At 71.0% G+C, this 24,732-nt stretch carries 19 protein-coding genes and 1 pseudogene; 13 read left to right on the forward strand and 7 right to left on the reverse strand.

Annotation, left to right across the window (positions count from 1 at the left end; translation table 11 throughout):
- Window positions 1-42 precede the first annotated feature (42 nt).
- Window positions 43-1,062, forward strand: a complete 1,020-nt coding sequence (locus OG241_RS33970; protein WP_405820808.1) for an SMI1/KNR4 family protein — start codon at window positions 43-45, stop codon at window positions 1,060-1,062.
- A gap of 390 nt (window positions 1,063-1,452) precedes the next feature.
- Here OG241_RS33970 and OG241_RS33975 read toward each other — a convergent pair whose 3' ends face one another.
- On the reverse strand, window positions 1,453-1,614 hold the full coding sequence (locus OG241_RS33975) for a hypothetical protein (protein ID WP_405826929.1): 162 nt from the start codon (window positions 1,612-1,614) through the stop codon (window positions 1,453-1,455).
- Window positions 1,615-1,645: 31 nt separating this feature from the next.
- On the opposite strand from OG241_RS33975, the gene OG241_RS33980 reads away from it, so the two are divergent.
- From OG241_RS33980 to OG241_RS34005, 6 genes are all read left to right on the forward strand, one after another.
- Window positions 1,646-4,462 carry an SUKH-4 family immunity protein gene (locus OG241_RS33980; protein WP_405826556.1) on the forward strand — a complete coding sequence of 939 codons (2,817 nt, stop codon included), beginning with the start codon at window positions 1,646-1,648 and terminating at the stop codon, window positions 4,460-4,462.
- Window positions 4,463-4,631: 169 nt separating this feature from the next.
- On the forward strand, window positions 4,632-5,528 hold the full coding sequence (locus OG241_RS33985) for a cellulose-binding protein (RefSeq protein WP_405820810.1): 897 nt from the start codon (window positions 4,632-4,634) through the stop codon (window positions 5,526-5,528).
- 106 nt (window positions 5,529-5,634) lie between these two features.
- Window positions 5,635-6,567, forward strand: a complete 933-nt coding sequence (locus tag OG241_RS33990) for a TIR domain-containing protein (protein WP_405820812.1) — start codon at window positions 5,635-5,637, stop codon at window positions 6,565-6,567.
- Complete coding sequence (locus OG241_RS33995) at window positions 6,568-8,259, forward strand: effector-associated domain 2-containing protein (protein ID WP_405820814.1); 1,692 nt, start codon at window positions 6,568-6,570, stop codon at window positions 8,257-8,259. It begins immediately after the preceding gene.
- Window positions 8,256-9,386 carry an AAA family ATPase gene (locus tag OG241_RS34000; RefSeq protein WP_405820816.1) on the forward strand — a complete coding sequence of 377 codons (1,131 nt, stop codon included), beginning with the start codon at window positions 8,256-8,258 and terminating at the stop codon, window positions 9,384-9,386. The genes OG241_RS33995 and OG241_RS34000 overlap by 4 nt, the downstream gene beginning before the upstream one ends.
- A 9-nt stretch (window positions 9,387-9,395) precedes the next feature.
- Window positions 9,396-13,445, forward strand: a complete 4,050-nt coding sequence (locus tag OG241_RS34005; protein ID WP_405820818.1) for a TIR-like protein FxsC — start codon at window positions 9,396-9,398, stop codon at window positions 13,443-13,445.
- 43 nt (window positions 13,446-13,488) lie between these two features.
- Here the strand turns inward: OG241_RS34005 and OG241_RS34010 are convergent, their stop codons facing one another.
- A complete protein-coding gene (locus OG241_RS34010; protein WP_405820820.1) occupies window positions 13,489-15,000 on the reverse strand; it encodes an MFS transporter in 1,512 nt (503 codons plus the stop codon).
- Window positions 15,001-15,395: 395 nt separating this feature from the next.
- Here OG241_RS34010 and OG241_RS34015 point away from each other — a divergent pair, with 395 nt between their 5' ends.
- Together OG241_RS34015 and OG241_RS34020 are read left to right on the forward strand one after the other, a co-directional pair.
- Window positions 15,396-16,184 (forward strand): ABC transporter ATP-binding protein, encoded by a 789-nt coding sequence (locus OG241_RS34015; protein ID WP_044473866.1) that lies wholly within the window; start codon window positions 15,396-15,398, stop codon window positions 16,182-16,184.
- A complete protein-coding gene (locus tag OG241_RS34020; protein ID WP_405820822.1) occupies window positions 16,181-18,751 on the forward strand; it encodes an ABC transporter permease in 2,571 nt (856 codons plus the stop codon). Before OG241_RS34015 ends, OG241_RS34020 begins: the two co-directional genes overlap by 4 nt.
- Window positions 18,752-18,831: 80 nt before the next feature.
- Here OG241_RS34020 and OG241_RS34025 read toward each other — a convergent pair whose 3' ends face one another.
- Window positions 18,832-19,353, reverse strand: coding sequence for an ATP-binding protein (locus OG241_RS34025; RefSeq protein ID WP_405820823.1), 522 nt, complete (start codon window positions 19,351-19,353; stop codon window positions 18,832-18,834).
- A gap of 176 nt (window positions 19,354-19,529) precedes the next feature.
- On the opposite strand from OG241_RS34025, the pseudogene OG241_RS34030 reads away from it, so the two are divergent.
- Both OG241_RS34030 and OG241_RS34035 read left to right on the forward strand, forming a co-directional pair.
- Window positions 19,530-20,360, forward strand: a pseudogene (locus tag OG241_RS34030) (helix-turn-helix domain-containing protein).
- Window positions 20,357-20,560 carry a DUF397 domain-containing protein gene (locus OG241_RS34035; RefSeq protein WP_405820824.1) on the forward strand — a complete coding sequence of 68 codons (204 nt, stop codon included), beginning with the start codon at window positions 20,357-20,359 and terminating at the stop codon, window positions 20,558-20,560. Before OG241_RS34030 ends, OG241_RS34035 begins: the two are co-directional and overlap by 4 nt.
- A 63-nt stretch (window positions 20,561-20,623) precedes the next feature.
- On the opposite strand, the gene OG241_RS34040 is transcribed toward OG241_RS34035, so the two are convergent.
- Genes OG241_RS34040 through OG241_RS34055 form a run of 4 tightly spaced genes read right to left on the reverse strand, consistent with a single transcriptional unit; the run spans window position 20,624 to window position 23,818 of the window.
- A complete protein-coding gene (locus OG241_RS34040) occupies window positions 20,624-21,475 on the reverse strand; it encodes a helix-turn-helix domain-containing protein (RefSeq protein WP_405820826.1) in 852 nt (283 codons plus the stop codon).
- Window positions 21,476-21,485: 10 nt separating this feature from the next.
- Window positions 21,486-22,190, reverse strand: a complete 705-nt coding sequence (locus OG241_RS34045; RefSeq protein WP_405826558.1) for a DUF6879 family protein — start codon at window positions 22,188-22,190, stop codon at window positions 21,486-21,488.
- A gap of 9 nt (window positions 22,191-22,199) precedes the next feature.
- Window positions 22,200-22,568: a hypothetical protein gene (locus tag OG241_RS34050; protein WP_405816476.1), complete on the reverse strand. Its 369-nt coding sequence runs from the start codon at window positions 22,566-22,568 to the stop codon at window positions 22,200-22,202.
- On the reverse strand, window positions 22,568-23,818 hold the full coding sequence (locus OG241_RS34055; protein WP_405816475.1) for an IS256 family transposase: 1,251 nt from the start codon (window positions 23,816-23,818) through the stop codon (window positions 22,568-22,570). The genes OG241_RS34050 and OG241_RS34055 overlap by 1 nt, the downstream gene beginning before the upstream one ends.
- A gap of 370 nt (window positions 23,819-24,188) precedes the next feature.
- Between OG241_RS34055 and OG241_RS34060 the strand changes: the two genes are divergently transcribed.
- Both OG241_RS34060 and OG241_RS34065 read left to right on the forward strand, forming a co-directional pair.
- Entirely contained in the window at window positions 24,189-24,341 is a 153-nt protein-coding gene (locus tag OG241_RS34060; protein WP_405820828.1) for a hypothetical protein, read from the forward strand.
- The gene (locus OG241_RS34065; protein WP_405820829.1) at window positions 24,334-24,570 is read left to right on the forward strand and encodes a hypothetical protein; all 237 of its coding nucleotides are present in this window, start codon (window positions 24,334-24,336) and stop codon (window positions 24,568-24,570) included. Before OG241_RS34060 ends, OG241_RS34065 begins: the two co-directional genes overlap by 8 nt.
- Window positions 24,571-24,732: the final 162 nt, after the last annotated feature.

A 24,732-nucleotide genomic window follows, 5' to 3' on the forward strand; every position in this document is an offset into this window, starting at 1 on the left:
CTGATGTACAGGCCTTTTTAAACGCCGCAGGGGGCAACCGCCATGACGACAGGTCGGCTCGGGCAGCGAGCCGTGCCGCCGAACGCGGCCTATGCCGGGCAGGTCGTGCACTTCCCGGATCCGGTACGGGCCACCCGGCACCCGAGAGGGGTGCGGGTCGACGAGCGCGGCTATCCCGACTTCTCGCTCTACGCGCGTGCGGTGGCGGAGATCGCCGAGCCGCCCGAGGGCTTCGGCGTCGACGAACTGCGGCTGACGGACTACGTGTCGGCGAACGCGGCGCTCGCCGCGTCCGGGCACGAGCTGTGGGACACGGTTCCGGCGGTGGCGACGCCGCACGGCTGGACCTGGCACCACGTACCCGGCGGGCGGCGGCTGGAGCTGGTGCCGGTCGAGGTGAAGGCGCTGCTGCGGCATCACGGCGGGATCGCGACGTCCGGCGTCGACCAGCACAAGCGCGGTACGCGGCCCCTGCAGGAGACGCGGCCCGCGCACTTCGCGCTGCCGAAGTCGGCGGTGGCGGTGACCGAGTTGCAGGTGCAGGGCGTCGAGGAGGACCTCGGCTACCGACTGCCGGGGGCGTACCGGTCGTTCCTGAAGGCGGCGGGCGGGTGTGCGCCGGTGGGTGCGGCGCTCGATGCCGAGCTGGGACTGCTGGTGGACCAGCCGTTCTTCACGGTGCGGGACGAGGCGGCGGTCAACGACCTCGTGTACGTCAACAAGTGTCTGCGTGATCATCTGACGAAGGACTATCTGTGCGTCGGGTTCGTGCAGGGTGGTCTGCTGGCCGTGCGGGTGAAGGGTGAGCGGCTCGGTTCGGTGTGGTTCTGCGCGTACGACGATGCGCGGGATGTCGATCCGACGTGGCCGCCGGCCGACCGGGTGGAGCGGCTGCTGCTGCCGTGCGGTGACGACTTCGACCAGTTCCTGTCTCGGCTCGCGGGTAATCCGCCGGAGCTGGAGACGGTGGCGAACCTGATGGTGGACGGCGGTTTCGCGCGTGCGGTTCCGGTGCCGACGCAGGTGACTTCGGCGTCCGCGGTGTCTTCGGTGGGGGAGTGACTGACCGATGGTGACTTTCGCGCAGGCGCAGGAGCACGCCGAGGAATGGGTCAACGGGGATGTGCCGTCGTATCAGCACCGGGAGGTGCGGGTACGGGAGTTCGAGCTCGGGTTCGTGGTGTGGGCGGAGGACCGCGCTGAGGGTCCGCGTTCGGACGGGGGCGCGCAGCGGCTGGTCCTGGCCCGGGACAGCGGCGAGGCCACGCTGTGGCCCGCCCTGCCGGTCGGTGAGGTGATCCGCCGGTACGAGGAGGAGTACGGCCGTGCGGCCTCGGTCGAGGACGCGGTACCGGCGCCTCCGGCGCGGGTCGACCTGAACCAGACGTCGTTCCTGCTGACGCCGCCGGAGTGGTTGCAGGAGGCGGCGGACAGGCTGGGGATCCAGCCTGATCAGCGGTCGGGTTCGGGGTCCGGGCCGGGTTCCGGTGTGGGTACGGGTGCGGGTGCGGGTGTCTCCGGCGGTGGGGCGGCGTCGGTTGCTGCGGCCTCCTCGGCCGGGGGGCCGGTGGACGCGGTGCCGCCGGGGGCCACGCCCTGGACCGGGACCGACACGACCAGTGTCGACGCGGGGGAGGACCGTTCCGTGCCCCTGCCGGCGACCGTGTTCTCGCCGCCGCTCGGCGACGAGGACCGCGACGCCTTCAACGGAGCCGCGGCGGCTTCAGGGCCTGCCGCGACCGCGGGGTACGGGTATCCACAGGGGGCCGGTGCGCCTTCGTACGGTTACCCGCAGGGGGCGCCCGGTGCGCCCACCCCTCCGGCGCGGGCGCTCGCGCCCAACGCCGGTGAGATCGCCGACGCGGCGACCAGCAAGGCCCCGCCGCCACGCGGTGCCCGGGTCGCGAGCACCCCGCCTCCGCCGGGCGCCCCCGGAACTCCGGGCGCCCGTCCGGGAGTTGCGCCTCCTGGGCCGCCGGGACCCGGCCCCGCCGGTGGCTACGTGCCCACGCAGTTCGTGTCGGCCCTCGACGCCGAACGGCCTGACGGGGCTGACGGGGCAGAGGGCGTCGGCGGTCCGGGTCAGGGTCCGGCCGGCGGACCGAATCGGCCGGGCGCGCCCTCTGGGGGCGTTCATCAGGCCGCGACGATGTTCTCCGGGCCTGGTGGCCCCGGCGGGGCCGGTGCGCCCCAGCCTCCGGCGGCTCCCGGGGCTCCGGGTGTGGGTCAGGCTCCGGGCGCGGGCGGGGGGCAGGCGCCGGGTGCCCCCGGTGGGTCGGCCGGGTCCGGTCGGCTCGGGGTGTCCGGTGCTCCTCGGCCTCCGGGTGCGCCGAACCCGCCCGGCGCTCCGTTGCCTCCGGGTCCGCCTGGCGCTCCTGGGAATCCTGGGGCTGCCCAGCCGGCGGGCGCTCCGTTGCCGCCCGGTCCGCCCGGCGCTCCGGGTGCACCTGGTGCCTCGAACCGTCCTGGCGTTCCGCACTCACCCGGGGGTACTCCTCCCGGCGGTGTCCATCAGGCGGCGACCATGTTCGCCGACCCTCAGGGCGGCGCCGCCAACGTGCCCCGGCCGCCGGGTGCTCCTGGGAATCCCGGGGCTGCCCAGCCTCCGGGTGCGCAGGGTGTGCCGGGCGTCCCGCCTGCTCCTGGTGCTCCCCAGCCTCCCGGCGTTCCTGGGGCCCCGGGTGCCGTGCACCATGCCGAGACCGTGCTGGCCGGTCCCCCGGTCGCCGGGCCCGGTATGCCCCCGCCGCCCCCGGCCGTCGGTGTACCCGGTCCTCCCGGTCCTCCCGGCTCCCCTAACGCACCGGGGTTCCCCGGCGCTCCGGGCGCTGCCGGTGCCTCTGGCGCTCCCGGGTTTCCCGGCAGCCCGGGTGCGCAGGGCGTTCCCGGTGGCCCCGGTGCTCCGGGTGGCCATGGCATGCCTGGCGGGCCGGGTGCTCCGGGTGGCCATGGCATGCCTGGCGGGCCGGGTGCTCCTGGTTTCGCCGGCGGCCCGGGTGCGCCAGGTGCTCCGGGCGTACCGCCTGCTCCTGGTGCTCCCCAGCCTCCCGGTGCTCCGGGTGGCCACGGCATGCCTGGCGGGCCAGGTGCCCCCGGTTTCGCCGGTGCCCAGGGCGCGCCCGGCGGGCAGGGTGCCCCCGGTGCTCCGGGCGGCTACCCCACCCCGGGCGCGCAAGGTGCTCCTGGGGCGCCGGGTGCTCCTGGTTTCCCTGGCGGATCCGGTTTCCCCGGTACGTCCGGTGCTCCGGGTTTCCCGGGCGCGCCCCCCAGTGGTCCGCAGCCCCCTGTGTCCCCCGGTGCGATGCCTCCGCACCCCGGGGGGCGTATGCCCGCGCCGGGTGGTCAGCCTGTGCACGGTATGACGGCGCCCGGTTTCGCGGGGCACCCCCAGTCGGCGTCCGCCGAAGGGTTTCCGCCGCCGCCCGCGCCGAACCTCGCTGCCCCTCCCGGCCCTCAGCCCCCCTCGTACGGCTACCCGCCGCCCGGGCAGCCCACGGTCGGTCCCGGCTACCAGGCCGTGCTCCGCTACCGGGCGCCCGACGGGTCCGAGCAGCAGGTGATCCGGCGGTCCGCGCCGGGGACGCCGCATCCGGAGTGGCAGATCTTCCACGAGCTGCGGGCGATGAGTATCCCGCAGGATCAGGTTCTCGAACTGCACACCGAGTTGGAGAGCTGTGAGCTGCCGGGTGCCTACTGCGCGCGCATGATCCGCGAGCAGTGGCCGAACGCCCGCATCACCAGCATCGCTCCCTACGGCACCGATCACGCGAGCCGCCAGCAGGGCATGGCCCAACTCCTCGCGCACCAGGGTGAGTTGCACCAGGTGGCGGATGGTCCGGCGCGACCGGGGCCGGTGCGTGCGCCGCTTCCGCCCGTGCAGCCCGCGCCGCCGATCCACCCGGAGGGGGTCGCGCAGGAGCTGGCCGGCGCGTTCGGGCCGGGCGTGTTCCGGTTCGACCAGGCGGCGGTGTCGCGGCAGGGGGTGCCGCCGATCGTGGCGCACACACTGGTCGTCGCCGGGCTGCCCGCCGACATGGGGCCGTTCTTCTGGGCTCAGGCCCAGCCGGGGCGGCCGGTGCCGACACTCGCCGAGCTGGCGCAGGAGCGTGGGGTGCGGCCGGCGTCGGACGCCGGGTCGTATCTCGTGATGGGCACTGACTTCGGCAAGGCGATCTGCGTGCAGTACGGGACGGCGAACATCGTCGCGGTGCCCGTGGAGGCGGGGCCGGGCGGAGCGCCCGTACCGCCGCAGTTCGTGAACACGGGGCTGCCCGAGTTCGCGCGCTGTCTCGCGCTGCTCGGCCGTATGTGGCGGCTGCGCTACGGCCTCAACCAGGAGCAGGCGGGCCGCTGGACCGTCGACTTCCAGGTTCAGCTCGCCTCCCTCGACCCGGCGGCGCTCGGCTCGCCGGAGAGCTGGTGGTCGGTGCTGCTGGAGCAGATGTGGGACGGATTGCTCTAGCCGGCCGACCGGCCGTTTCGACGAAGGGGGGTGGGTGACCGTACGGTCACCCACCCCCCTTCGTGTGCCGAGCGTGTCCTGGCCCGGAGTGTCGCGTTAGGCACATTTCACCCCAATCCATCAAGATGTGCGCGAAATCATTACGTCGTACGCGGAGAGGGGTCGCAGGATGAGCGGCGCAGCGATGTCGCACGGATTCGTGGCCGGATTCGGGGCCGGACGGGGGCGTGGCTACCGGCCCGATCAGGTCGACGCGTACGCCGCCGCGCTCTCCGCGGAGCGGGACGCCGCCTGGGAGCGGGCCGCGCGGCTGACCGTGCTCGCCCGGGAGATGGCCGCGGAGTCTGAGCGGCTGCGGCAGGTCGTGGCGGCACTGGCGCCGCAGACGTACGACACCCTCGGTGAACGCGCCCGGCGGCTCTTCGAGTTGGGCGTCGAGGAGGCCGGCGCCGTACGGGAGCGGGGGCGGAGCGAGGCGCGGCAGCTGGTCGCGGAGGCCGAGGCCCGCGCCGACGCCCTGCTGGAGGCCGCGGGTGCCGCCGCCGAGGCCGTACGGACCGAGGCCGAGGAACGTGCCAGGCACCGGCTGCTAGCCGCCCGCGCCGAGGCCGACGAGATCCGGATCGGCGCCCGGCGGGAGGTCAAGGAGGGCCGGGGGGAGGCGCTGGCCGCGCTGCGCGAGATGCGGCTGCGGACCTCGGGGCTGCTCGCCGAGCAGGAGAAGGAGTACGCCGAACGGTGGGCCGAGGCGGAACGGCTCGCCGCCGAGCGTGAAGTCGCCCTGGAGACGCGGAACACGGAACGGATGGCGGCTGCCGAGGCCGCGCTGTCCGAGGCGGAGCGGGCCTTCGCGGAGGCCGAGGGGTCGGTCGGGCGTACCGAGGACGACGCCCGGATCCGTGCCGCGGAGATCCTCGCCGAGGCCCGTGTCCAGGAGGACCGTGTCGCCCGCGAGACGGAGCGCGTGCTGCGGGAACACGGGCAGGAGTGGGACGACGTACAGGCCCACATGGATCACGTACGCAGCAGCCTGACCACGCTCACGGGGCGGGCGGCGGCGGAGTAGCGGGCGACCGAAGTTCTGAAGTATGGCCAATGAGCCACCTGTGAGACCGGCTTGCGCCATGATGTACGCACTCGTGGTGGTGTGGGGGACGCAAGGGGGATGCCACATGAGTGTCGAACCGGTGCCACCCGTGCGGGTGTTCGTTTCGTACGCGCATGACAACAAGCAACATGTGGCGCAGGTCAGGGAGTTCTGGCAGTTGCTCCGCTCGTGCGGGATCGACGCCGGGCTGGATCTGCCCGCGGACGAGAGCCGCCAGGACTGGGCCCTGTGGATGCTGCGCGGTATCCGCGACAGCCGGTACGTGATCGTCGTCGCCTCGCCGGAGTACCGGCGCAGGGCGGACGGGGACGCCCCGGCCGGTGTGGGGATGGGCGTGCAGTGGGAGGCGCGGCTGCTGCGGAACATGCTGTACGAGGATCACGCTGCCGCCCTCGACCGGATCATCCCCGTTGTCCTGCCCGGGGGTTCACCCGACGACCTGCCCATGTGGCTGGGCCGGTGGACGGACACCTTCTACCGGCTCGACGACCTCACCGGCGCGGGAGCGGAGCGGCTGCTGCGGAAGCTGACGGGGCAACCGTACGAGGCGGAGCGGGAGATTGCGGTGAGTGCAGGGGGTGGATCGCCTGCCGTGGGTGCCGTGGGTGCCGTGGGTGCCGTAGGCGTCGTGGGGGAAGGGCGGGGCGTGGTGCCTTCTGTCCCGGCTTCGCCGGAGTTCGTGTTCCCGGATGCCAAGGTGCTGCTGGACAGCCTCGTCGCCTGCGAGGGTCTCCACCGGCTCGGCGACCGGCACGAGTTACTGGGTCTGATGGGCGAGAACCTGGGCCTCGGGCACCCGTTCTCCGTTGCGGAGAGCGCCGATGCCCGGACGCACCTGCGCTCACTCGTCCGCCGTGTCGAGCGCACCGCCCTGCTGCGGGATGCCGTGCTCAAGGCCCTGTATCTCGCCCTGGTGGAGATCGCGCCGGACGACAGCGGCACGCGCGGCGTGCGGGAACTGCTCGTCGTCCATGGTCTGGCCCTCGGGGAGGAGTGAGTGTTCGACGCTCTGCGTCGGCGTGGTCTCGGCCGACAGGCCCGGGACGAGGCCGACCCGCCGGTGGCGCCCTCCCGGCAGTACCAGTACGGGGTCCCGCGACAGAACCAGGAGAACCTGCAGGACAAACAGCAGGAGTATCGGCAGGAGAACCAGCTGCTGACGAAGATCCTGCTCGGCGTCGAGAGGCTGTCAACGCCTGAGGCACGCGTTGAACTGCTTGGCGACGCCCGAGACGAGCTCATCGAAGAGACTCCATACTCCACGACCGCCCGGAAACATCTGCGGTCCATCGTCGTGACTGCCCGGAGCATGGAAGGCGCGTTGGAGTCGCTGCGGGACACGCTCAAGGACATCGAGCCGGGTGACCTCGGCACCGTCTGGTTCGACCTCGTGGTCACCGTGCTCACCGTGGACGGCCCGCTGTCTCGTCGTCAGATGATCGACCTCATCAGTGAACTGCGTTGCTGTACACCGGAGTTCGGCGGACGGGTGGTGGCCCAGTACCTGTCCGAGCGGCGCCGTCAACATCGGCCGCTGGGCGACGGCGCCGTCACCCTGCCGAGGGTGCTTCACGAACTCTTCGACGCATGGCGGCCCGCCGCCGCCCCAGGCAGCCCACGAGCCGACCTGCTGGACTTCCTTCAGCTGATGCTCGCGGAGGCCGGCGGCCCGGCGGCGAAGAGCAGCCTGGTCGACGTTTTGGTTCGGATCCTCGGTCCGGACCGGGCCCGCCTTCGCCCGGCTGGCGACGAGTCACAGCTCCAGACCATCATCCAGATACGGGTCGAGGAGAAGGACCCGCCGGACCTCCCCTTCCGTCGGCGTCGCTACTTGTTGCGCGGCTTCCACTACGTGCGCACCGGCGACGACCCGCTCGTCCTCCAGGGCACACGGGCTGGGCCCGGACTGTTCACCGGCGATGAACTCGACCGCCGGGGACATGAGTTCGTGGCCGGCTGGACTGAACCCTGGTTCGCGGCCCGGGGCGGGAGCAAGCGGGTGGAGTTCCTGCTGCCGCACTCGCTGCTCGGGTACCCCGCCGACGCCTGGTCGACCTCGCCCAGGGCGCAGGTCGGTTTCAACGCCCAGGTCGTCGTCCGGTCTCTGCTCCGCTACGGGGAAGGCGCGGTCCACGACGACTGGATCCTCCGCTGGAAGGCGCTCGACCGGGGCTGCCCTCCTGGAGACGCGCTGGAGCGCATCGGCTGGATGGGCGTCGGCGCCGGGACGGGCCCGTCGGGCGGCGAGAACTCACCCGATCCGCAGTTCAGTTGGCCCGACGGCAAGTATCCGCCCCTGCAGCTGTCGGCTCTCGCGGACATCGAGGACTGGCTGCTGGACAACGCCGACATGGCCTGTGTGGGCCTGGTCGCCCCCTACGGCGACCAGGATCCACTCCTCCAGGAGGCGGTGCGCGAAGCCCTGGTGGCGTACGGCATCCCCGCCATGGTGTGGCGCCGGGACCCGGGCGATCCCGCTCAGTTGCTCGACGCGCTGCGCCAGACAGCGCCGCCCGCCCTGCTGGCCGACCTGCCGCACAGCGTGCACCAGGCCCGCAGACGCAACCGGTACGACGAGACGGACGTACGCCGTCAGGTCACCCTGCTGTGGGACGACCCGAACTGTGTCGACAGCGACCAGGACCACCAGATGTCCGGCACCCACGGGGCCGGCGAAGGAGCGCCATGACACAGCGGCCGGACAGCCAGGACTGGTGGGTCTACCAGGGCGTCGGCACCCCGCACGACGGTATCCGTCGACTGCCCGCGGCGCCTCCCTGGCGGGCCTTCCGCTACGGCGGTGCCGACCCCGGCAGTCTGCCCGAGCCGCCGACGCAACCGGACAGGGACACCGTACGGCGCCACCTCGGCCGGGCCGGGCAGGGAGCGGCGTACCAGGCGGACGACAAGGAGATCCACCTCGTCAACCTCGCCCTGCACCTGCGCCGTCCGCTCCTGCTCACCGGCAAGCCGGGCACCGGGAAGTCCACCCTCGCCTACGCCGTCGCACACGAGCTGAAACTCGGCCCGGTCCTGCGCTGGGCCGTCACCAGCCGCTCCACCCTCAAGGACGGCCTGTACGAGTACGACGCCGTCGGCCGGCTGTACGACGCCGGCCTGCGCAACGCGGGCGCCCTCGCGGGCCGCGACGCCCCGGTCCAGGAACCGCCGGACATCGGCAAGTACCTGTGGCTCGGCCCGCTGGGAACGGCGCTCTTGCCCTGGGCACGCCCCCGGGTCCTGCTCATCGACGAGATCGACAAGGGTGACATGGACTTCCCCAACGATCTGCTGAACGTCTTCGAGGAGGGCGAGTTCGTCATCCCCGAACTGGCCCGGATGGGACCGGGCCGACAGCTGGTGAAGACGGCCGACCGCGAGGGCCGCGACGTCGACGGGGGTGAAGTGGCCTGCGCGGAGTTCCCGTTGGTGGTGCTGACCAGTAACGAGGAGCGCGAGTTCCCGATGGCCTTCCTGCGGCGCTGCATCCGCCTGGAGATCGGCGCGGCGGACGGGGAGCGGCTGGCCGGCATCGTCGCCGCGCACCTCGGTCGGCTGGAAGCCCCGGGTGAGGCAGAGGAACGGGACGGGGAAGGGGTAAGTCCGGGAGGTCCGGGCTCCGATGCTTCCGGACGTGCGGCGGCGACCCGGGCCCGGCTCATCTCCGAGTTCCTCACCAGGCAACGGGAGTTGGGGCCGCTGGCCAACGACCAGCTACTGAACGCGCTGTTGATGGCGGAACGGGGCCTGGGGGACGGGGAGGTCGGCCAGAGCCTGGTGCGCGACCACCTGATGCGCCCCCTGGACCAGGGCTGAGGGGCTGCCGTGCCGAGGTACAAGGCGCGAGGGTTCGCGGGCGGCGCGGCGCGGGGTGTGCCGGGGACGGGCGGGGGACCGGGACCGGGACCGGGCGCCTTACCCCAGGCGGGGGAGGCCGTGCCGGGCGGCGGCTCGCGGGCGGGGGGCGCCGACGGTGTCCTGCGGGAGGAACTCGGCCGACTGCTCGCCGCCGGGACTTGGGGACCGGACGGCGGCTCGGACCCGGGTGCGGGACCCGGAGCGGGCGCCGCACCGGACGTAATGGACGCCTGCGACGTGCTCGACGTGCTGTGGATCGCCCGGCTCAGCGGCCTCACCGCGGAGGACCGGTCGCCCGTGTCGTCTGTGTCACCCGCGTCGCTTATGGGACCGGGCCAGGATTCCACGACGGCCGCCGCTCCACTCCCATCGGCCTCGCCCGCCTCCCCCGGCTCTTCCACGGCGCCGACCTCGCCGAACCCGGAGCGGACTCCTGCCTCCGGCCGGGAGGGCGTCGCCCCGCAACTCCCCGCCGCCCGGCTTCACTTGCCCGGCGGGCCGCGCGGTGTCCCGTCCGCACCCGGCGGCGCCTACGCCATCCGCGTCGCCCAACCGGCCGCACTCCCCGACGTACTGTCCCTGACCCGCGCACTGCGCCCGCTGCGCCAGACGGTCCCCTCGGCCCATGTCCGCACCCTCGACGTCCCAGCCACCGCAGCCGCCTCCGGCGACACGGGACTGCTGCTGCCGGTGCTGCGCCCGGCCACCGAACGCCGCTTCTCTGTAGACCTGTTGGTCGACGTGGGCACGACGATGACCGTCTGGCACCGGCTCGCCGGCGAACTGCGCACCCTGCTCGAACGGCACGGCACCTTCGCCGACGTACGCGCCTGGGCGCTGCACACGGACGGTCCGGAGCCGAGGCTGGCACCCTTCCGGCGCGGCCCGCAGGCACCGGCCCCCACCCGACGCTGGGGTGAGGTTCTGTACGACCCCACCGGACGCCGGGTCGTGCTGGTCCTGACGGACGGTGTCGGCCCGTCCTGGTACGGCGCCGAACTGCCCAGGATGCTGGCCCGCTGGTCCGGGCAACGTCCCGTGGCCGCGCTTCAGGTCCTGCCGAGCCGGCTGTGGCACCGTACGGCGCTGCGTACGGCGGTCGTCCGGGCCCGGGGAGCGGCGGCGCCCCGTGCGACGATCGAGGCGGTCTCGTCCGCTCCGCTGCCCGGGATCGCGCGGGGCCGAGCGGGTACGGCCGACCGGGCCCGGGTCGACTGGCTGCCGGTACTGGAGGTTTCGGAGCCGTGGCTCAGCCCGTGGGCCCGGCTGGTCTCCGGCCGCACGAGCGACTGGACGCCCCTGCGAGCTGCCGCGCTGACGGTCGTGGACCGCCCGGCACGCGCCACTCCGGCCGACGAGCCCGACACCCCGGCCGGGTGGATCGAACGGTTCGAGGTGGGCTACTCCCCGGACGCCTTCCGCCTCCTGCGCCTGCTCTCCGCCGCCCCGCTCAGCCTGCCGGTGATGCGCCTGGTCCAGCGCGCCCTGCTTCCCGCGTCCACCCCGATGCACCTCGCGGAGCTCTTCCTCTCCGGGCTCCTGGTCCGTCGTACCCCCGTGGAACCGGGTGAGGACCCCGACTCGGTGGTGTACGACTTCCGGGACGGCGTACGGGACGCGCTGCTGGCCCGGATGACCCGCACGGAGTCCCGGCGGGTGCTGCGGCAGGTGACCGACGGCGTGAGCGAGCGGGTGGCGGCGACCCTGGGAGGCGTGACCGACTTCGCCGCGCTGATGGCAGCGGCGGAGAACGGGGCTGGGGCCGCGGTACTGGACGGTCTCGAACTCCCCGAGGACAGCCGGGCGTTCGCCGAGGTCGCGCTGGCGGTCATCGGTGGGGCGGGGGGTGACTACCAGTGGCTGGTGGACCGGTTGGCGGGGGGCGTGGCGGCGGTCGGGAGTACGGGCGCTGCCGGCGCAGAGGCGGAGGCGGAGACACGGTCGGACACAGGGGCAGAGACCGAGACCGAGACCGAGGCTGAGACTGATACAGAGGCGGATGAGTACGAGGAGCGGGGGACGGTCGGGGCCCGCCTCGCGGTCAGGCTGGGGCGGGGCCTGGGACGGTTCTCCGGCAGGCGGCGGGGTGTGCGGCCTGCGGAAGCCGGGGCCGGCGACGGCCCGGAGCACGCGCGGGCGGAAGTCCCGGCGCTGCCCTGGGCCGGCCCGGCACCGGCGTCGTACATCCCCCCTGCGGAAGCCGCCGATGTCCTGGCGGTGCTGCGCAGGGGCGCACCCTCGACCGGCGTGAGCTATCCGGTCGACAGCGTGGCGGAGTGTGTGATCGAAGGAGCTCCCGGTGCGGGCAAGACGACGCTGGCCCTCCACTGTGTGCGGGAGCTACAGGGCTCGGCGGGGTTCACCTCCGTCCACTGGATCCGGGTCGGCACCGGGGCGGACTTCGAAGCCGATCTCACCGCGCTCGCAACCGAGTTGGGGATCCCCGACGAGGGCGATGCGCCTGCCCGCATGAACGGCCTCACCCGGTATCTGCGCGAGCACCCCGGCTGGCTGCTGATCTACGACGGAGTCACCTCCGGGTTCTCCCCGCACTGGTTGCCGCCGGAGGGCTACGGCAGCCTGCTGGTGACCGCCGACACGGACGCGTCCTGGCCCTGGCCCGACAGCATGTTCTGGCGCATGCACGAGCGGGTGCGGATGAGCGAGTTGAGCTTCCTCGACGTCCTGAACCACCTGCACAGCACACTCGCCGACGAGCGCGGAGAACTGTGGGTGTGGGATGACGAGTTGGCCGATCTGGCCGTGGTGACAGGGAGGCACCCGCGCGAGCTCGTCCTGTCCGTGGCGGCCGTCAAGGACGCTCGTCGGCCCGTCCATGTCCATGTCGAGCAGGTGCTGGCGAAGCGACTGGAAGACGCGGGGGGCGCCGGGTTCAGGGACTCCCTCGTCTGGCTCGCACGTGACGGCGTCTTCGTCGGTACCGGGGTGGTCGCGTGGCCCGGGGCGGTGCTGACCACGGTGATCGAGGACCTGCCGGGTGCCGTCGAGGTTCACTGGCAGGGCCGTTCGCACATGCCGGTGTTCCGATGGGACCGAGCCGGCGGAATTTCCCAGCTGACCCTGCTGAGGGTGCCGGGGCTGATGCCCGCACACTCCGATCTCTCCCGCGAGGACGAGAACGCCGACCTCGTCGCGGCGTGGTACGCCCCGGCGGAGAGCACCCGGGAGGCACCGCTGATCCGGCTGCGGCCCGGCTCCGCGCCGGTGACCAGCCTGCCCACCGGTACCGCGCTGATCGACACCGCCGGACGGCCCCGCGCCCTGACGGCGGCCCCGGACTCGGACTCGACCGATGGTTCGGCCGGGACCATCGAGGTCACACCGGGACTGCTGGCGGACCTCGCTGCCGGCGTCCGCGCCCGTGACCGTATGCCGGTGGCGCCGCAGCCCACGCGCGAGGCCCCGCAGCCGCCGTACTTCTATCTCAGCTGCGTTCACGGAGCGGGCGGCGGCGGCAGCGAAAGGCGCTTCTTCCGCGATCTGACCGCCGAGATCTCCCGTCTGACCCCAGCCCTGGTCTCCGGTACGGGCTTCTTCGCGGAGGAGGAGCTGCGTGGCGACGAGAACCGGCAGGAGCGGACGAAACTCGCCCTCGCCAGCGCCCGGGTCTTCGTGCCGCTCTACTCACGCCAGTATTTCGCGAGCCAGTGGTGCGGCAGGGAGTGGGACGCCTTCAGCCGCCGCCGGCAGTTCGCGTCGGAGAGCGAGGGTGTCTCCACGATCGTGCCCGTCCTCTGGGCCGGCACAGACGAGTGGCGACGGCCCCTCGCCACCCGCTCGGTCCCCTACATCGACCCCCGGTTCGGCGGCAGATACCCGGCGGAGGGCCTGGCCAGGCTGATGGACGAAGGGAACCGGTCCGAGTACTGGCAAGTGGTGCGCAGGATCGCGCGTGCCGTCGTCAACGCGGCCGAGTCGACCAGCCTGAGCCCCTGTGACCTCAGCCTGTTCGAGGACCTGAAAAACGCCTTCGACGACTCCGGCTGGTGGGACTGAGGCCCCGCTCCGCCCGTTCCCCTACTGGTCCCCCACTGCTCCCTTACTGGTCCCTCTCCAGTACCGGAAACCTTCGCGGCGCCAGCACCAGCAGCACCACGAACGCCAGTGCCGCCGCGCCCGCCGCGCCGAAGTACACCGAGTGCACCGCGTCCGCGATCGCCCGCCGGGTCGCCTCCGGGGCGACGCTCGCGCCCAGGGCCCGGGTCACCGAGTCCAGGTCGCCCGCGCCGCCCAGCCGGGACGCCAGTACTCCGTTGGCCACCGCGCCGAACAGGGCCGCGCCGATCGTCTGGCCGCTCTGGCGGCAGAAGAGCACCGAAGCCGTCGTCGTGCCGCGCTCCGACCAGCCGACCGTCGACTGGACGCCCACTATCAGCGGGAGTTGGAAGAGACCGAGAGCGCCGCCGAGCAGCAGCATCAGCAGCGTGGGCTGCCAGGGCGAGCCCGGGTAGGGCAGGAAAGGGAACGCCAGCAGGATCAGTGTCGCCGTGCCGATGCCGAGCATCGCCGTGTTGCGGAAGCCGATCCTGCGGTACACGTGCTGGCTCAGCGCCGCCGACACCGGCCAGCTCAACGTCCATACGGACAGCACGAATCCGGCGGCGATCGGGGTCAGGCCCAGCACCGACTGGGCGTACGTCGGCAGGAACACCGTCGGGGCCACCATCAGGAGGCCCAGCGCGCCCAGCGCCAGGTTGACCGCCGCGATCGTGGGGCGCCGCCACACCCACCCGGGGATGATCGGGTCCGCCGCGCGGCGTTCGATCACGACGACGAGCAGCACGAGCGCAAGTCCCGTACCGAAGAAGGCGGTTGACGGCCACGACAGCCAGGGCCAGGCCACGCCGCCCTGGACGAGGGCGGTCAGGAGTACGCCGCCGCACGCGAACACCGCCAGTGCGCCGGCCCAGTCGATACGCGGACGGGCGCCGGAGGTGTCGCGCTGTGGTTCGTGGAGGTGGCGGGCCAGGAGCCACATCGCCACCGCGCCGACGGGGAGGTTGACGAGGAAGATCCAGCGCCAGTCGGCGTAGGCCGCCAGGATCCCGCCCACCGCGGGGCCCGCCACCGCAGAGGTCGCCCACACCGTCGACAACTTGGCCTGGATCTTGGGGCGTTGCTCCAGAGGGTAGAGGTCGGCGGCCAGCGTCTGGACCGTGCCCTGGAGGGCGCCGCCGCCGAGGCCCTGGATGATCCGGAACGCGATCAGCGCGCCCATGTTCCAGGCCAGCGCGCAGAGCAGTGAGCCGGCGAGGAACAGGGCGCAGCCCGCTATCAGGACCGGTTTGCGGCCGAAGGTGTCGGAGAGTTTGCCGTACACGGGGAGGGTGACCGTGACGGCCAGCAGATAGCCCGAGAACAGCCAGGAGAAGACGGAGAAGCCGCCGAGGTCGCCGACGATCTGCGGTACGGCGGTGGACACGATGGTGGAGTCGAGCGCGGCCAGCGCCATGGCGAGCATCAGGGCGGCGACGACGGCCCCTCGCTTCTCGGTTCCGGTGCGCCGCGCGGTGTCGCGTATCGCGGGTCTCGTACGGCGGCCACTGCCCACCCGGTTTCCTTTCCCCCTGCATCTATCTGCCGACGACCACTCTGCCACTTGACCCTCACGCGCCGGGAGGGTGGAGGCGACCCCGAGATCAGCTCCACCGACGGGTGGACTGCCCCTAGGGGTACCTCCTTACTACGGCTCGGGGAGGGTTCGTACCGACGGAGGACGAGACGGGACCCCGGCCGTCCTTAATCTGGCTTTACGCCGCCGGGGACGGCGTTCCTGAACTTCGGGGGTGGGGTTTTCCCCCGCAGAAGACTGGGCCGGGCACCAGAGACCCGGCCCCCGTCCGACCAGCAGACTCATAGCCATACCGCAGGGCAACGCATCCACATCAGAATCCGCATCGGCGGGATTCAGTGCGCTTCGGCACTGACCGACTTAGGAGACATACCGTGACATCGGCTGTGACAATCACCAGGCACGGGGGCACTGGAGGGCGTACGGCCGTTGCCGCACGGGCGCGGCAGGTCGTGAAGGCGTACGGGTCCGGTGAGACCCGCGTCGTCGCCCTGGACCAGGTCGACGTGGACATCGCGCGGGGACAGTTCACCGCGATCATGGGCCCCTCGGGCTCCGGCAAGTCGACCCTCATGCACTGCCTCGCCGGTCTCGACACCGTGACGTCCGGGCAGATCTACCTCGACGACACCGAGATCACCGGGCTCAAGGACAAGAAGCTGACGCAACTGCGCCGGGACCGGATCGGGTTCATCTTCCAGGCGTTCAACCTGCTGCCGACGCTCAGCGCGCTGGAGAACATCACGCTCCCCATGGACATCGCGGGCCGCAAGCCGGACAAGGGCTGGCTGGCCCAGGTCGTCGAGACCGTGGGGCTGAAGGACCGGCTCAAGCACCGACCGAACCAGCTCTCCGGCGGTCAGCAGCAACGCGTGGCCGTGGCAAGGGCGTTGGCGGCACGCCCCGAGATCATCTTCGGTGACGAACCGACCGGAAACCTCGACTCCCGTGCGGGTGCTGAGGTGTTGGGCTTCCTGCGCCGCTCGGTGGACGAGCTCGGCCAGACCATCGTGATGGTCACGCACGACCCGGTGGCCGCCTCGTACGCCGACCGGGTGCTGTATCTGGCGGACGGGCGGATCGTCGACGAGATGTTCCGGCCGACCGCCGACAGCGTCCTCGACCGTATGAAGGACTTCGACGCGCGGGGGCGTACGTCATGACTGTGCTGAAGACCTCGATGCGCAACTTCTTCGCGCACAAGGGCCGGATGGCCCTGTCGGCGGTGGCCGTGCTGCTGTCGGTGGGGTTCGTGTGCGGGACGCTCGTCTTCACCGACACCATGAACACGACGTTCGACAAGCTCTTCTCGACCACGTCGTCCGACGTCACGGTGTCCCCGAAGGCGGCCAAGACCGACGACACCCCGCAGAACGGGGTACCCGAGTCGCTGCCGGCCTCCGTGCTCGCCAAGGCGCAGCAGGCCCAGGGCGTCAAGTCGGCCGAGGGCGCGGTCAGTTCGATGAACGTGACCGTCGTCAACAGCGACAACGAGAACATGGGGTCCACCACCGGCGCTCCGACCATCGCGGGCAACTGGACGCGCAACGACCTGCGTTCGATGGAGATCACCAGCGGTCACGCACCACGCGGGCCCACCGAGGTGATGGTCGACGCCGACACCGCCGACAAGCACCACCTGAAAATGGGCGACGAGCTTCGTACCATCGCGCAGACCGGTGACATCAAGGCGCGGATCGTCGGCATCGCCACCTTCAAGGTGACCAACCCCGGTGCGGCCGTCGTCTACTTCGACACCGCCACCGCGCAACGCGAACTCCTGGGCGCCACCGGCCGGTTCACCCAGCTCAACGTCACGGCGGCGGGCGGTGTCACCGACACCCAGCTCAAGCGGAACGTCACCCAGGCACTCACGGCCGACGGTGTGTTCAAGGTGCAGACGCAGAAGGAGTTCTCCGACGAGAGCCGTGAAGGCATCGGCCAGTTCATGAACGTCATCAAGTACGCCATGCTCGGCTTCGCCGGAATCGCGTTCCTGGTCGGCATCTTCCTGATCATCAACACCTTCTCGATGCTGGTCGCCCAGCGGACCCGCGAGATCGGCCTGATGCGGGCGATCGGCTCCTCCCGCAAGCAGGTCAACCGGTCCGTACTGGTGGAGGCGCTGCTGCTCGGCTTCGTCGGATCGATCCTCGGTGTCGGCGCGGGGGTCGGCATCGCGATCGGCCTGATGAAGCTGATGGCGATGGCCGGCATGAACCTCTCCACCGACGACCTCACCGTCAAGGCGACCACCCCGGTGATCGGTCTGGTCCTCGGCGTCGTCGTCACCGTGTTCGCCGCCTACCTCCCCGCCCGCCGGGCGGGCAAGGTCTCCCCGATGGCCGCCCTGCGCGACGCCGGCACCCCGGCCGACGGCAAGGCGGGCCTCGTACGGGGTCTCATCGGCCTCGTCCTGACGGGTGCCGGCGGCTTCGCCCTCTACCTGGCCGCCACCGCCGACAAGGCGAGCGACGGCTCACTGGTCCTCGGCGCGGGCGTCGTGCTCTCGCTCCTCGGGTTCGTGATCATCGGCCCGCTGCTCGCCGGCGGTGTCGTACGGGTGCTCAGCGCCGTGCTGCTGCGGGGCTTCGGCCCCGTCGGCAGGCTGGCCGAGCGCAACGCCCTGCGCAACCCGCGCCGCACCGGCGCCACCGGCGCGGCCCTCATGATCGGCCTCGCCCTGGTCGCCTGTCTGTCGGTGGTCGGTTCCTCGATGGTCGCCTCGGCGACGAGCGAGCTGGACAAGTCGGTCGGCGCGGACTTCATCGTCGAGGGCAACCAGCGGATCGTGCCGCAGGCGGAGAAGGCGATGCAGAGCTCGCCGGGCCTCACCCACGTCACCCGCTACAAGGAGGTCGAGGTCACCCTGACCCCGCCCACCGGCAAGGGGGAGAAGACGCAACTGACGGCCGCCGACCCGACGTACGCCTCCGACCTGCGCCGCACCACCGTCTCGGGCACGCTGAGCGCCGCGTACGGCAGGGACGCCATGTCGCTGGGCTCCGACTACGCCAAGGACCACGGTGTGAAGGTCGGCGACACGATGACCGTCGCCTTCGAGGGCGGCTCGACGGCGAAACTCAGGGTCGCCGCGATCACCGACGACGACGTGGCGATCGACAAGGGCTCGCAGTACCTGTCCATCGCGACGATGGAGAAGTACCTGCCGGCCGCCAAGGTCCCGCCGAGCAGCGTGATGTTCGCCTCGGCGAAGAAGGGCCAGGAGGAGGCGGCGTACGCGGCGCTGAAGAAGGCCCTGGACCCCTACCCGCAGTACCAGGTCCGCGACCAGACCGACTACAAGCAGGAACTGAAGGACCAGATCGGCCAGCTCCTCAACATGGTCTACGGCCTGCTCGCCCTGGCGATCGTCGTCGCGGTCCTGGGCGTGGTGAACACCCTGGCCCTGTCGGTGGTGGAGCGGACCCGGGAGATCGGCCTGATGCGGGCGATCGGCCTGTCGCGGCTGCAGCTGCGCCGGATGATCCGGCTGGAGTCGGTCGTGATCGCCCTCTTCGGCGCACTGCTCGGCCTGGGCCTGGGAATGGGCTGGGGCGCGACGGCCCAGCAACTGCTGGCCCTGGAGGGCCTGAACGTCCTGGAGATCCCCTGGCCGACGATCACCGGAGTGTTCATCGGCTCGGCCTTCGTGGGCCTGTTCGCGGCACTGGTACCGGCGTTCAGGGCGGGGCGGATGAACGTACTGAACGCTATCGCTACGGACTGACGGGCCAGGGGGAGCGGGGGAAGCAGGGGGAGCACGGGGGAATACGGGGGAGCGGCGGCCTCGGTGAGCGTTCTTGATGCTCACCGAGGCCGCCGCGTTTCCTGTCCTGGACGAGGGGCCACCCGGTGAATGCGCGGGTGGCCGCCGGTCGGTACGCGCAGCTGGGCCCAGACGGTCTTGCCGGGGGCGGCCGGGCGAGGAGTGACGCCCCAGTCGTCCGCGAGGGCGGAGACAAGGAGCAGGCCGCGGCCGGACTCGGATGAGCAGTCGGGGGTCGGGGGAGTGGACGGGGGCTCCTTCTCGGCGCGAGTGTCGGTCACCTCGATGCGGAAGATGCCCTCGGCCAGGGTGAGTTGGAGGTGGAAGTCCCGGCCGGGGACGTGACCGTGGCGTACGGCATTGGCGGTCAGTTCCGCAGTGACGAGGGTGAGCGTCTCGTTGGCCGGGGTCGTGTAGGGGTGGCCCCAGTCGTTCAGGCGGTGGGAGACGAGTCGGCGGGCGAGGCGGGCGCCGCGTGGGGTTGAGGTGAAGCGCATGGTGAACTCGCGTTCGGGTGCGAGGCGCTGTGGCATATGCCCGTTGGGGGGAGTTGCTGACTTCATGAGGTCAACGGTCGTCGACTCTGCGTAGCGTTGACCAGGAGTGACGCGCTGACGGGTACGGGCTGTACGCGCGGGCTGCGCGCTTGTATGCGGCGCGAGGCGTGACTGGTTCCTGGTGCCTCGCGTTGGGTGAAGTCCGGTGGTGGCGGTGGTGGGCGTACGGGAGGAGCTGCGGCGTGGACGACGAGGTTCAGCAGCCGGAGTACGAGTTCGGGGCGGGCATTCTCTACGTGTTCGGGCGGCAGTTGAAGCTGTTCCGCGAGCGGGCGGGGATGGACCGCGCGGAACTCGGCTCGCTGACCGGGTACTCCGCCTCGACGATCGCGGCGTTCGAGCAGGGGAGACGCATCCCGCCGCCGAAGTTCATCGACCGGGCGGACGAAGTGCTTGATGCGGGCGGGGTGTTGAGCGCGAGCAAGGAGGAGGTGGCTCGGGCTCAGTATCCGGCGTTCTTCCGTGATGCGGCCAGGTTGGAGGCCAAGGCGGCAGCCCTGCATGTGTACGCGACGAAGGCAGTACCAGGGCTGTTGCAGACGGAGGATTACGCGCGAGCGGTGTTCTCCATGTGGCGTCCGCTGCTGGACTAGGAGACCATCAGCCAGCGGGTTGCGGCTCGTCTGGCCCGCCAGGAGGTCTTCTCTCAGGCCCAGCTGCCCACCATCAGCTTTGTCATCGAGGAGTTCGTCCTACGGCGACCGCTCGGTGGACGGGCCGTGATGCGAGGCCAGTTGGAGCAGGTTCTGTTGTACGGGCACCGGCGCAACGTGGAAGTCCAGGTGATGCCGATCGAGCGGGACGAGCATGCTGGGTTGGAAGGCCCCTTCACCTTGATCGAGACGCACGAAGGGCAGAGGATCGCCTACGTAGAGGCATACAAGGACAGCCGTCTCTACACGGAGCGGAAACAGGTACGGGAGATCGAGGAGCAGTACGGCATCCTTCGGGCCCAGGCGCTCACTCCGCGCGAGTCGCTGGCCCTCATCGAGAAGTTGCTTGGAGAGAGATGAACGCCAAACAGCTCATAGAGCCGCTGCCCGAGTCGGCCTGGTTCAAGAGCAGTTACAGCACAGGCTCGGGCGGCGAATGCGTCGAGGTAGCCGCCCGCCCCGCCACGGTCCACGTCCGCGATTCAAAGGACACAACCCGCGCCGCACTCGCCGTAGAACCCACGGCGTGGACCGCGTTCGTGGAGTTCACGGCGCTCTGAGCCGGGACAGGGCCCTCGGCAGGTGGGTGCTTGCCCAGGGCCCTGCGCACGCACCCAACGTCATCAGGGCGGGTTCAGGGCACGGCGCGCCGAGTTGATGACGTTGTGGGCGTCGGCCCCGTGCACCGCCGACTCACTGAGGGTCTTCCAGACCTTCTTGTACAAGGCGATGTTGTCGGCGTCGTCCAGCCACAGTTCGGCGTGCCAGTCCTCGGCGACGACCAGCCGGTCATCGAGCACCCAGAAGCCGTTGGCTGGCACGATCTTGACGGACGCCGTGAAGGGGATGACGCCCAGCTCGACGGTGTCCATACCGATCATGCCGCTGAGACGGTCGAGTTGGCTCGCCAGCACCGAGGGCGGGCAGATCAGCGACCGCAACGCTGCCTCCCACATCAACACGTGCAGCTTGCGGCCGGACCGGTACAGCCATTCCTGGCGCTGCACCCGGGAGAGGACGGCTGCCTCGATGTCGCCGGGGCCGCCCAGCAGCTCCGAGTACCGCTGGATGACGTGTCGGGCGTACTCCGGGGTCTGTAGCAGTCCGGCGATCACCGACTCCTCCCAGACCCACATGTCCGAGGTGCGGTCGATCTCGGCGCTCAGCCCCTCGTGAAGGGGCTTGAAGCCGTTCGCCAGCGCTCGACGCCATGACCTGATGTGCGACTCGAACCCGGCCAGCCGGGCAGCGAGTTCGGGGTACACCTCCGGCTGCCCGGTCGCGTGGGCCCACGCCATCAGGTCCTCTGGGGTGGCCGTCTGCTTGCCGTTCTCCAGCTTGCTGACCTTGGAGCCCGGCCAGCCGAGTCGCTGCGCGAGCTGTTGACCGGTGAGCCGACCGCCGAGGCAGGTGAAACGGAGTTCGCGCAGCCGCGCACCCAACGCCGCCCGTGCCTGCTGGTAGTCAGTGCTCATCGGTCAGGTGCTATTCGGTCGTGGCCACCTGCGCGGCGAACTGCTCGCGCGGGATCGCGTGGTGCATCGCTGCGTCGCGCACGATGGAGTACCGCACGACCTCAGCCGGTTCGGTGATCAGCTCGATGTCGAGCATGTTGTCCTCGTCATCGAAGTGCAGCAGGGCGACCAGCCGTGAATCGAAGATCCAGAAGTCCTCGGCGGGCAGGCCGGCCCGCGCGGCGTCCTCGCGCCACAAGTACCGGATGTCCTCGCCGAAGGTGGCGTTGTGCCTGGCGTAGTCGAGCAGGAACAGCTGTTCCGTGGTGGGTGGGTTGTCGGCGATGCGGACACGGCCGACTGTCTTTCCGGCGCCCGTCTGGGTCTTGATGTTGACGAACCAGGGTTCGTCGGGGTCGCAGGGCGACGAGCCGGTGGCCAGGAACGCCTGGAAGTCGGGGTCCTGCCGGTCCGAGGCGTAACCGCGCCGCGTCTCCAGCCGCCAGGCGGTGTGCTCGAAGGTCTCGAACAGGCGGCGGAAGGTGGCCCGGTCCACGCGTTCCGGCACTCGCTCCATCTCCTTCGGCCCCCAGTTCACGAGCAGTTCGCGCGGCACGGCCACCGCTGCCTCGTCGACTCCGAAGTGCTGGAGTTGTGCGAGGTCTTCGGGGTCGGTGACGGGCGTGCCCTGAACGATGATCTCGCCGGTGCCCTCGTCCGTGGAGCAATTGTCAATAGTTGTGGATCAGTTCGCTTCTTGACCATTCGTAGGACTGGTGGCCTCCAGCTGTTGGCGCAGACGCCTGATTTCGGCGACGAGGCGGGGGACGGTGCCGCGGGTGGCCGCGATGAAGTGCGCGTTCTCGTCCCATCGCTCATCGACGGCATCGACGTAGCGGGGTTGTTGGATGAGGGTCGCCGCCACGATTTCGCGGTGGTCGAAGCCCGGCCACCGCTCGCCGAGGCCGGTGTCGGGCACTGTGCTCACGGCGACAAGGCTCATGGCGTCGGCATCGTCGAGGCTGCGGACGAACCACGGGCCCGGAGTCGCGGCCCCTGCCAGCTCGTCGAGTTCGTCCAGTTCCTCGTCGGTGAGGGGATCCAGGGCGGTCATCAGGCCGCGACCTCGTTTCGCTCCACGAGCTGGCCATTCTCGAACCTCGCGCCCGCGCGGACCAGCGGGACCAGGTGTGCGCCGGTGATCGCCCGCCAGCGGGCCTGGGCGGACTCCACGAGCTTGAACACCATGGCGAGGGCCGCGGCTGGGCTGCCAGCGCCGCGAGTGACCTTGGTGCGGAGCTTGACCGTGGAGAACGTGGACTCGATCGGATTTGTGGTCCGCAGATGGATCCAGTGCTCGGCCGGGAAGTCGTAGAACGCCAGCAGTTCCTCCCGGTCGTCGAGGATCTTCGCGACGGCCTTGGGCCACTTCTGCCCGTAGGTCTTCGCGAACGCGTCGATTGCCTTCTCGGCGTGCGTGCGGTCCTCGGCGTTGTAGATCTCCTGCATCGCCTTCGTCGCGCCCGGCTGCGCGGACTTCGGCAGGGCGTTCGTGACATTTCGGGCCTTGTGAACCCAGCACCTCTGATGCCTGGCTGCGGGGAAGACCTCGGCCAGGGCCCGCCACAGCCCCATCGCGCCGTCACCGACCACCAGCTCCGGGTCGCGCATGCCGCGCCGGCGGCAATCGCGCAGCAGGTCGGCCCACGACTCCGTGGACTCACGCAGCCCCTCCGCGATCGCGATCAGCTCCTTCGTGCCGTCGACGCGCACCCCGAGCAGGACCAGGACGCATGAGTGCGCCTGCCCGAGCCGGACCTTGGGGTGCACCCCGTCAGCCCACACGTAGACGAAGTCCCGGTCGGACAGGTCACGGGCCTGGAAGGCGGCGTGGTCGTCGCCCCACTGCTTCGTCAGCCGGGTCACGGTGGCCGACGACAGTCCGGCGGCCGAGCCGAGGAACTGCTCCAGCGCCGGCACGAAGTCCCCAGAGGACAGTCCGTGCAGGTAGAGCAGCGGCAGCACCTCGCTGACCTTGGGCGACTTGCGGCACCACGGCGCAAGGATCTTCGACGAGAACCGCTTGCGCTCACCGGTGGCCTCGTCCACTCGACGGTCGTTCACCCGAGGCGCGGTGACCTCGACCGGCCCGGCTGCGGTGACCACGGTCCGGGGCCGGTGATGACCGTTGCGGACCACGAGCCGACGCCCCCGCTCGTCGGTCTCGGTCGTCAACTCGGCTATGTACTGGTTGACTTCGGCCTCCAAGGCGGCGGCCAGCATCCGGCGGGCGCCCTCGCGGACGATCTCGTCGATCAGGGAGCCGGTCTCGGTCGAGCCATCGGCGTTCACTACGCTGAGCACGGGCGTGCCTTCCCGACCCGCGCTGCGAACGCGGGCCTACTCGGTGACCATCAAAGGATCATTCGGGAAGGTACGCCCTTCGCACGCCCTCCCGGAACCGATCCACAAGTCCTGAGCATTGCTCTCGTCCGTGTGCAGGGCGGGGCAACCGTCGACCTTGCTGTCTGTGCCGGTGAAGCGCAACCGACGAACCATGGACGCTCTCCCTTCCGCGGGGTGTTGATCCCATCAGCATGGTCGGGCGTCCGGGCCTGGCACTACGGGGTCAGGCAGGGCTCAGGAGAAAACACCAGCAATCTCGGGAGCACGGCGAGCAAATTCGAGAAAACAGCGTATCGCCGGTCAACGCCACGCTTCTAGCGTCCTGCCCATGGCTACGAATGAACGGAACAACGCCGACCCGCACGCGGCGGCGGAGACCTTGAGAGCGGCGCCGTCCGACGTCGAGCTGGGGCGGGTGCGCTCCGACGTGGCCGCCCGCCTGGCCGAAGCGATCCGACGAGGGGCGACACGTGATGCCTGAGGAACAGCAGCCGGAGGGTGCGCTGGTCGTCGACACCGAGCGCGACAGGCTCGGCTACGTCATGGGTCACCTTGGACGGGCTGTGCAGCTTCGGCCGGTGACAGGCGGACGTGAGTGGGACGTCGACCCTGCGCGCGTCCGCCGTGCAACGGACGAGGAGCGGCAGCAGGCCATGCGGGAGCGAACCCGCGCTCTGAACTCGGCAAGCAGTGGCGGGGTCTTGTCGTGACCACTCCGGACACCTCGGCCATGTCTGCTGGATGGGCAGCCGCCAGGGCTCCACCCAAGCAGCCCGTTCCAGCCAGGCCACCCAGTAGCCCTCGCTGGAAAGGGATCCGCAAGGCGCCCGCGCCGCGCTTTCAGCCGGGACAGGCTGACAGGCTGGGCGGGC

Source organism: Streptomyces sp. NBC_01390 (assembly GCF_045040105.1).
Lineage (GTDB): Bacteria > Actinomycetota > Actinomycetes > Streptomycetales > Streptomycetaceae > Streptomyces.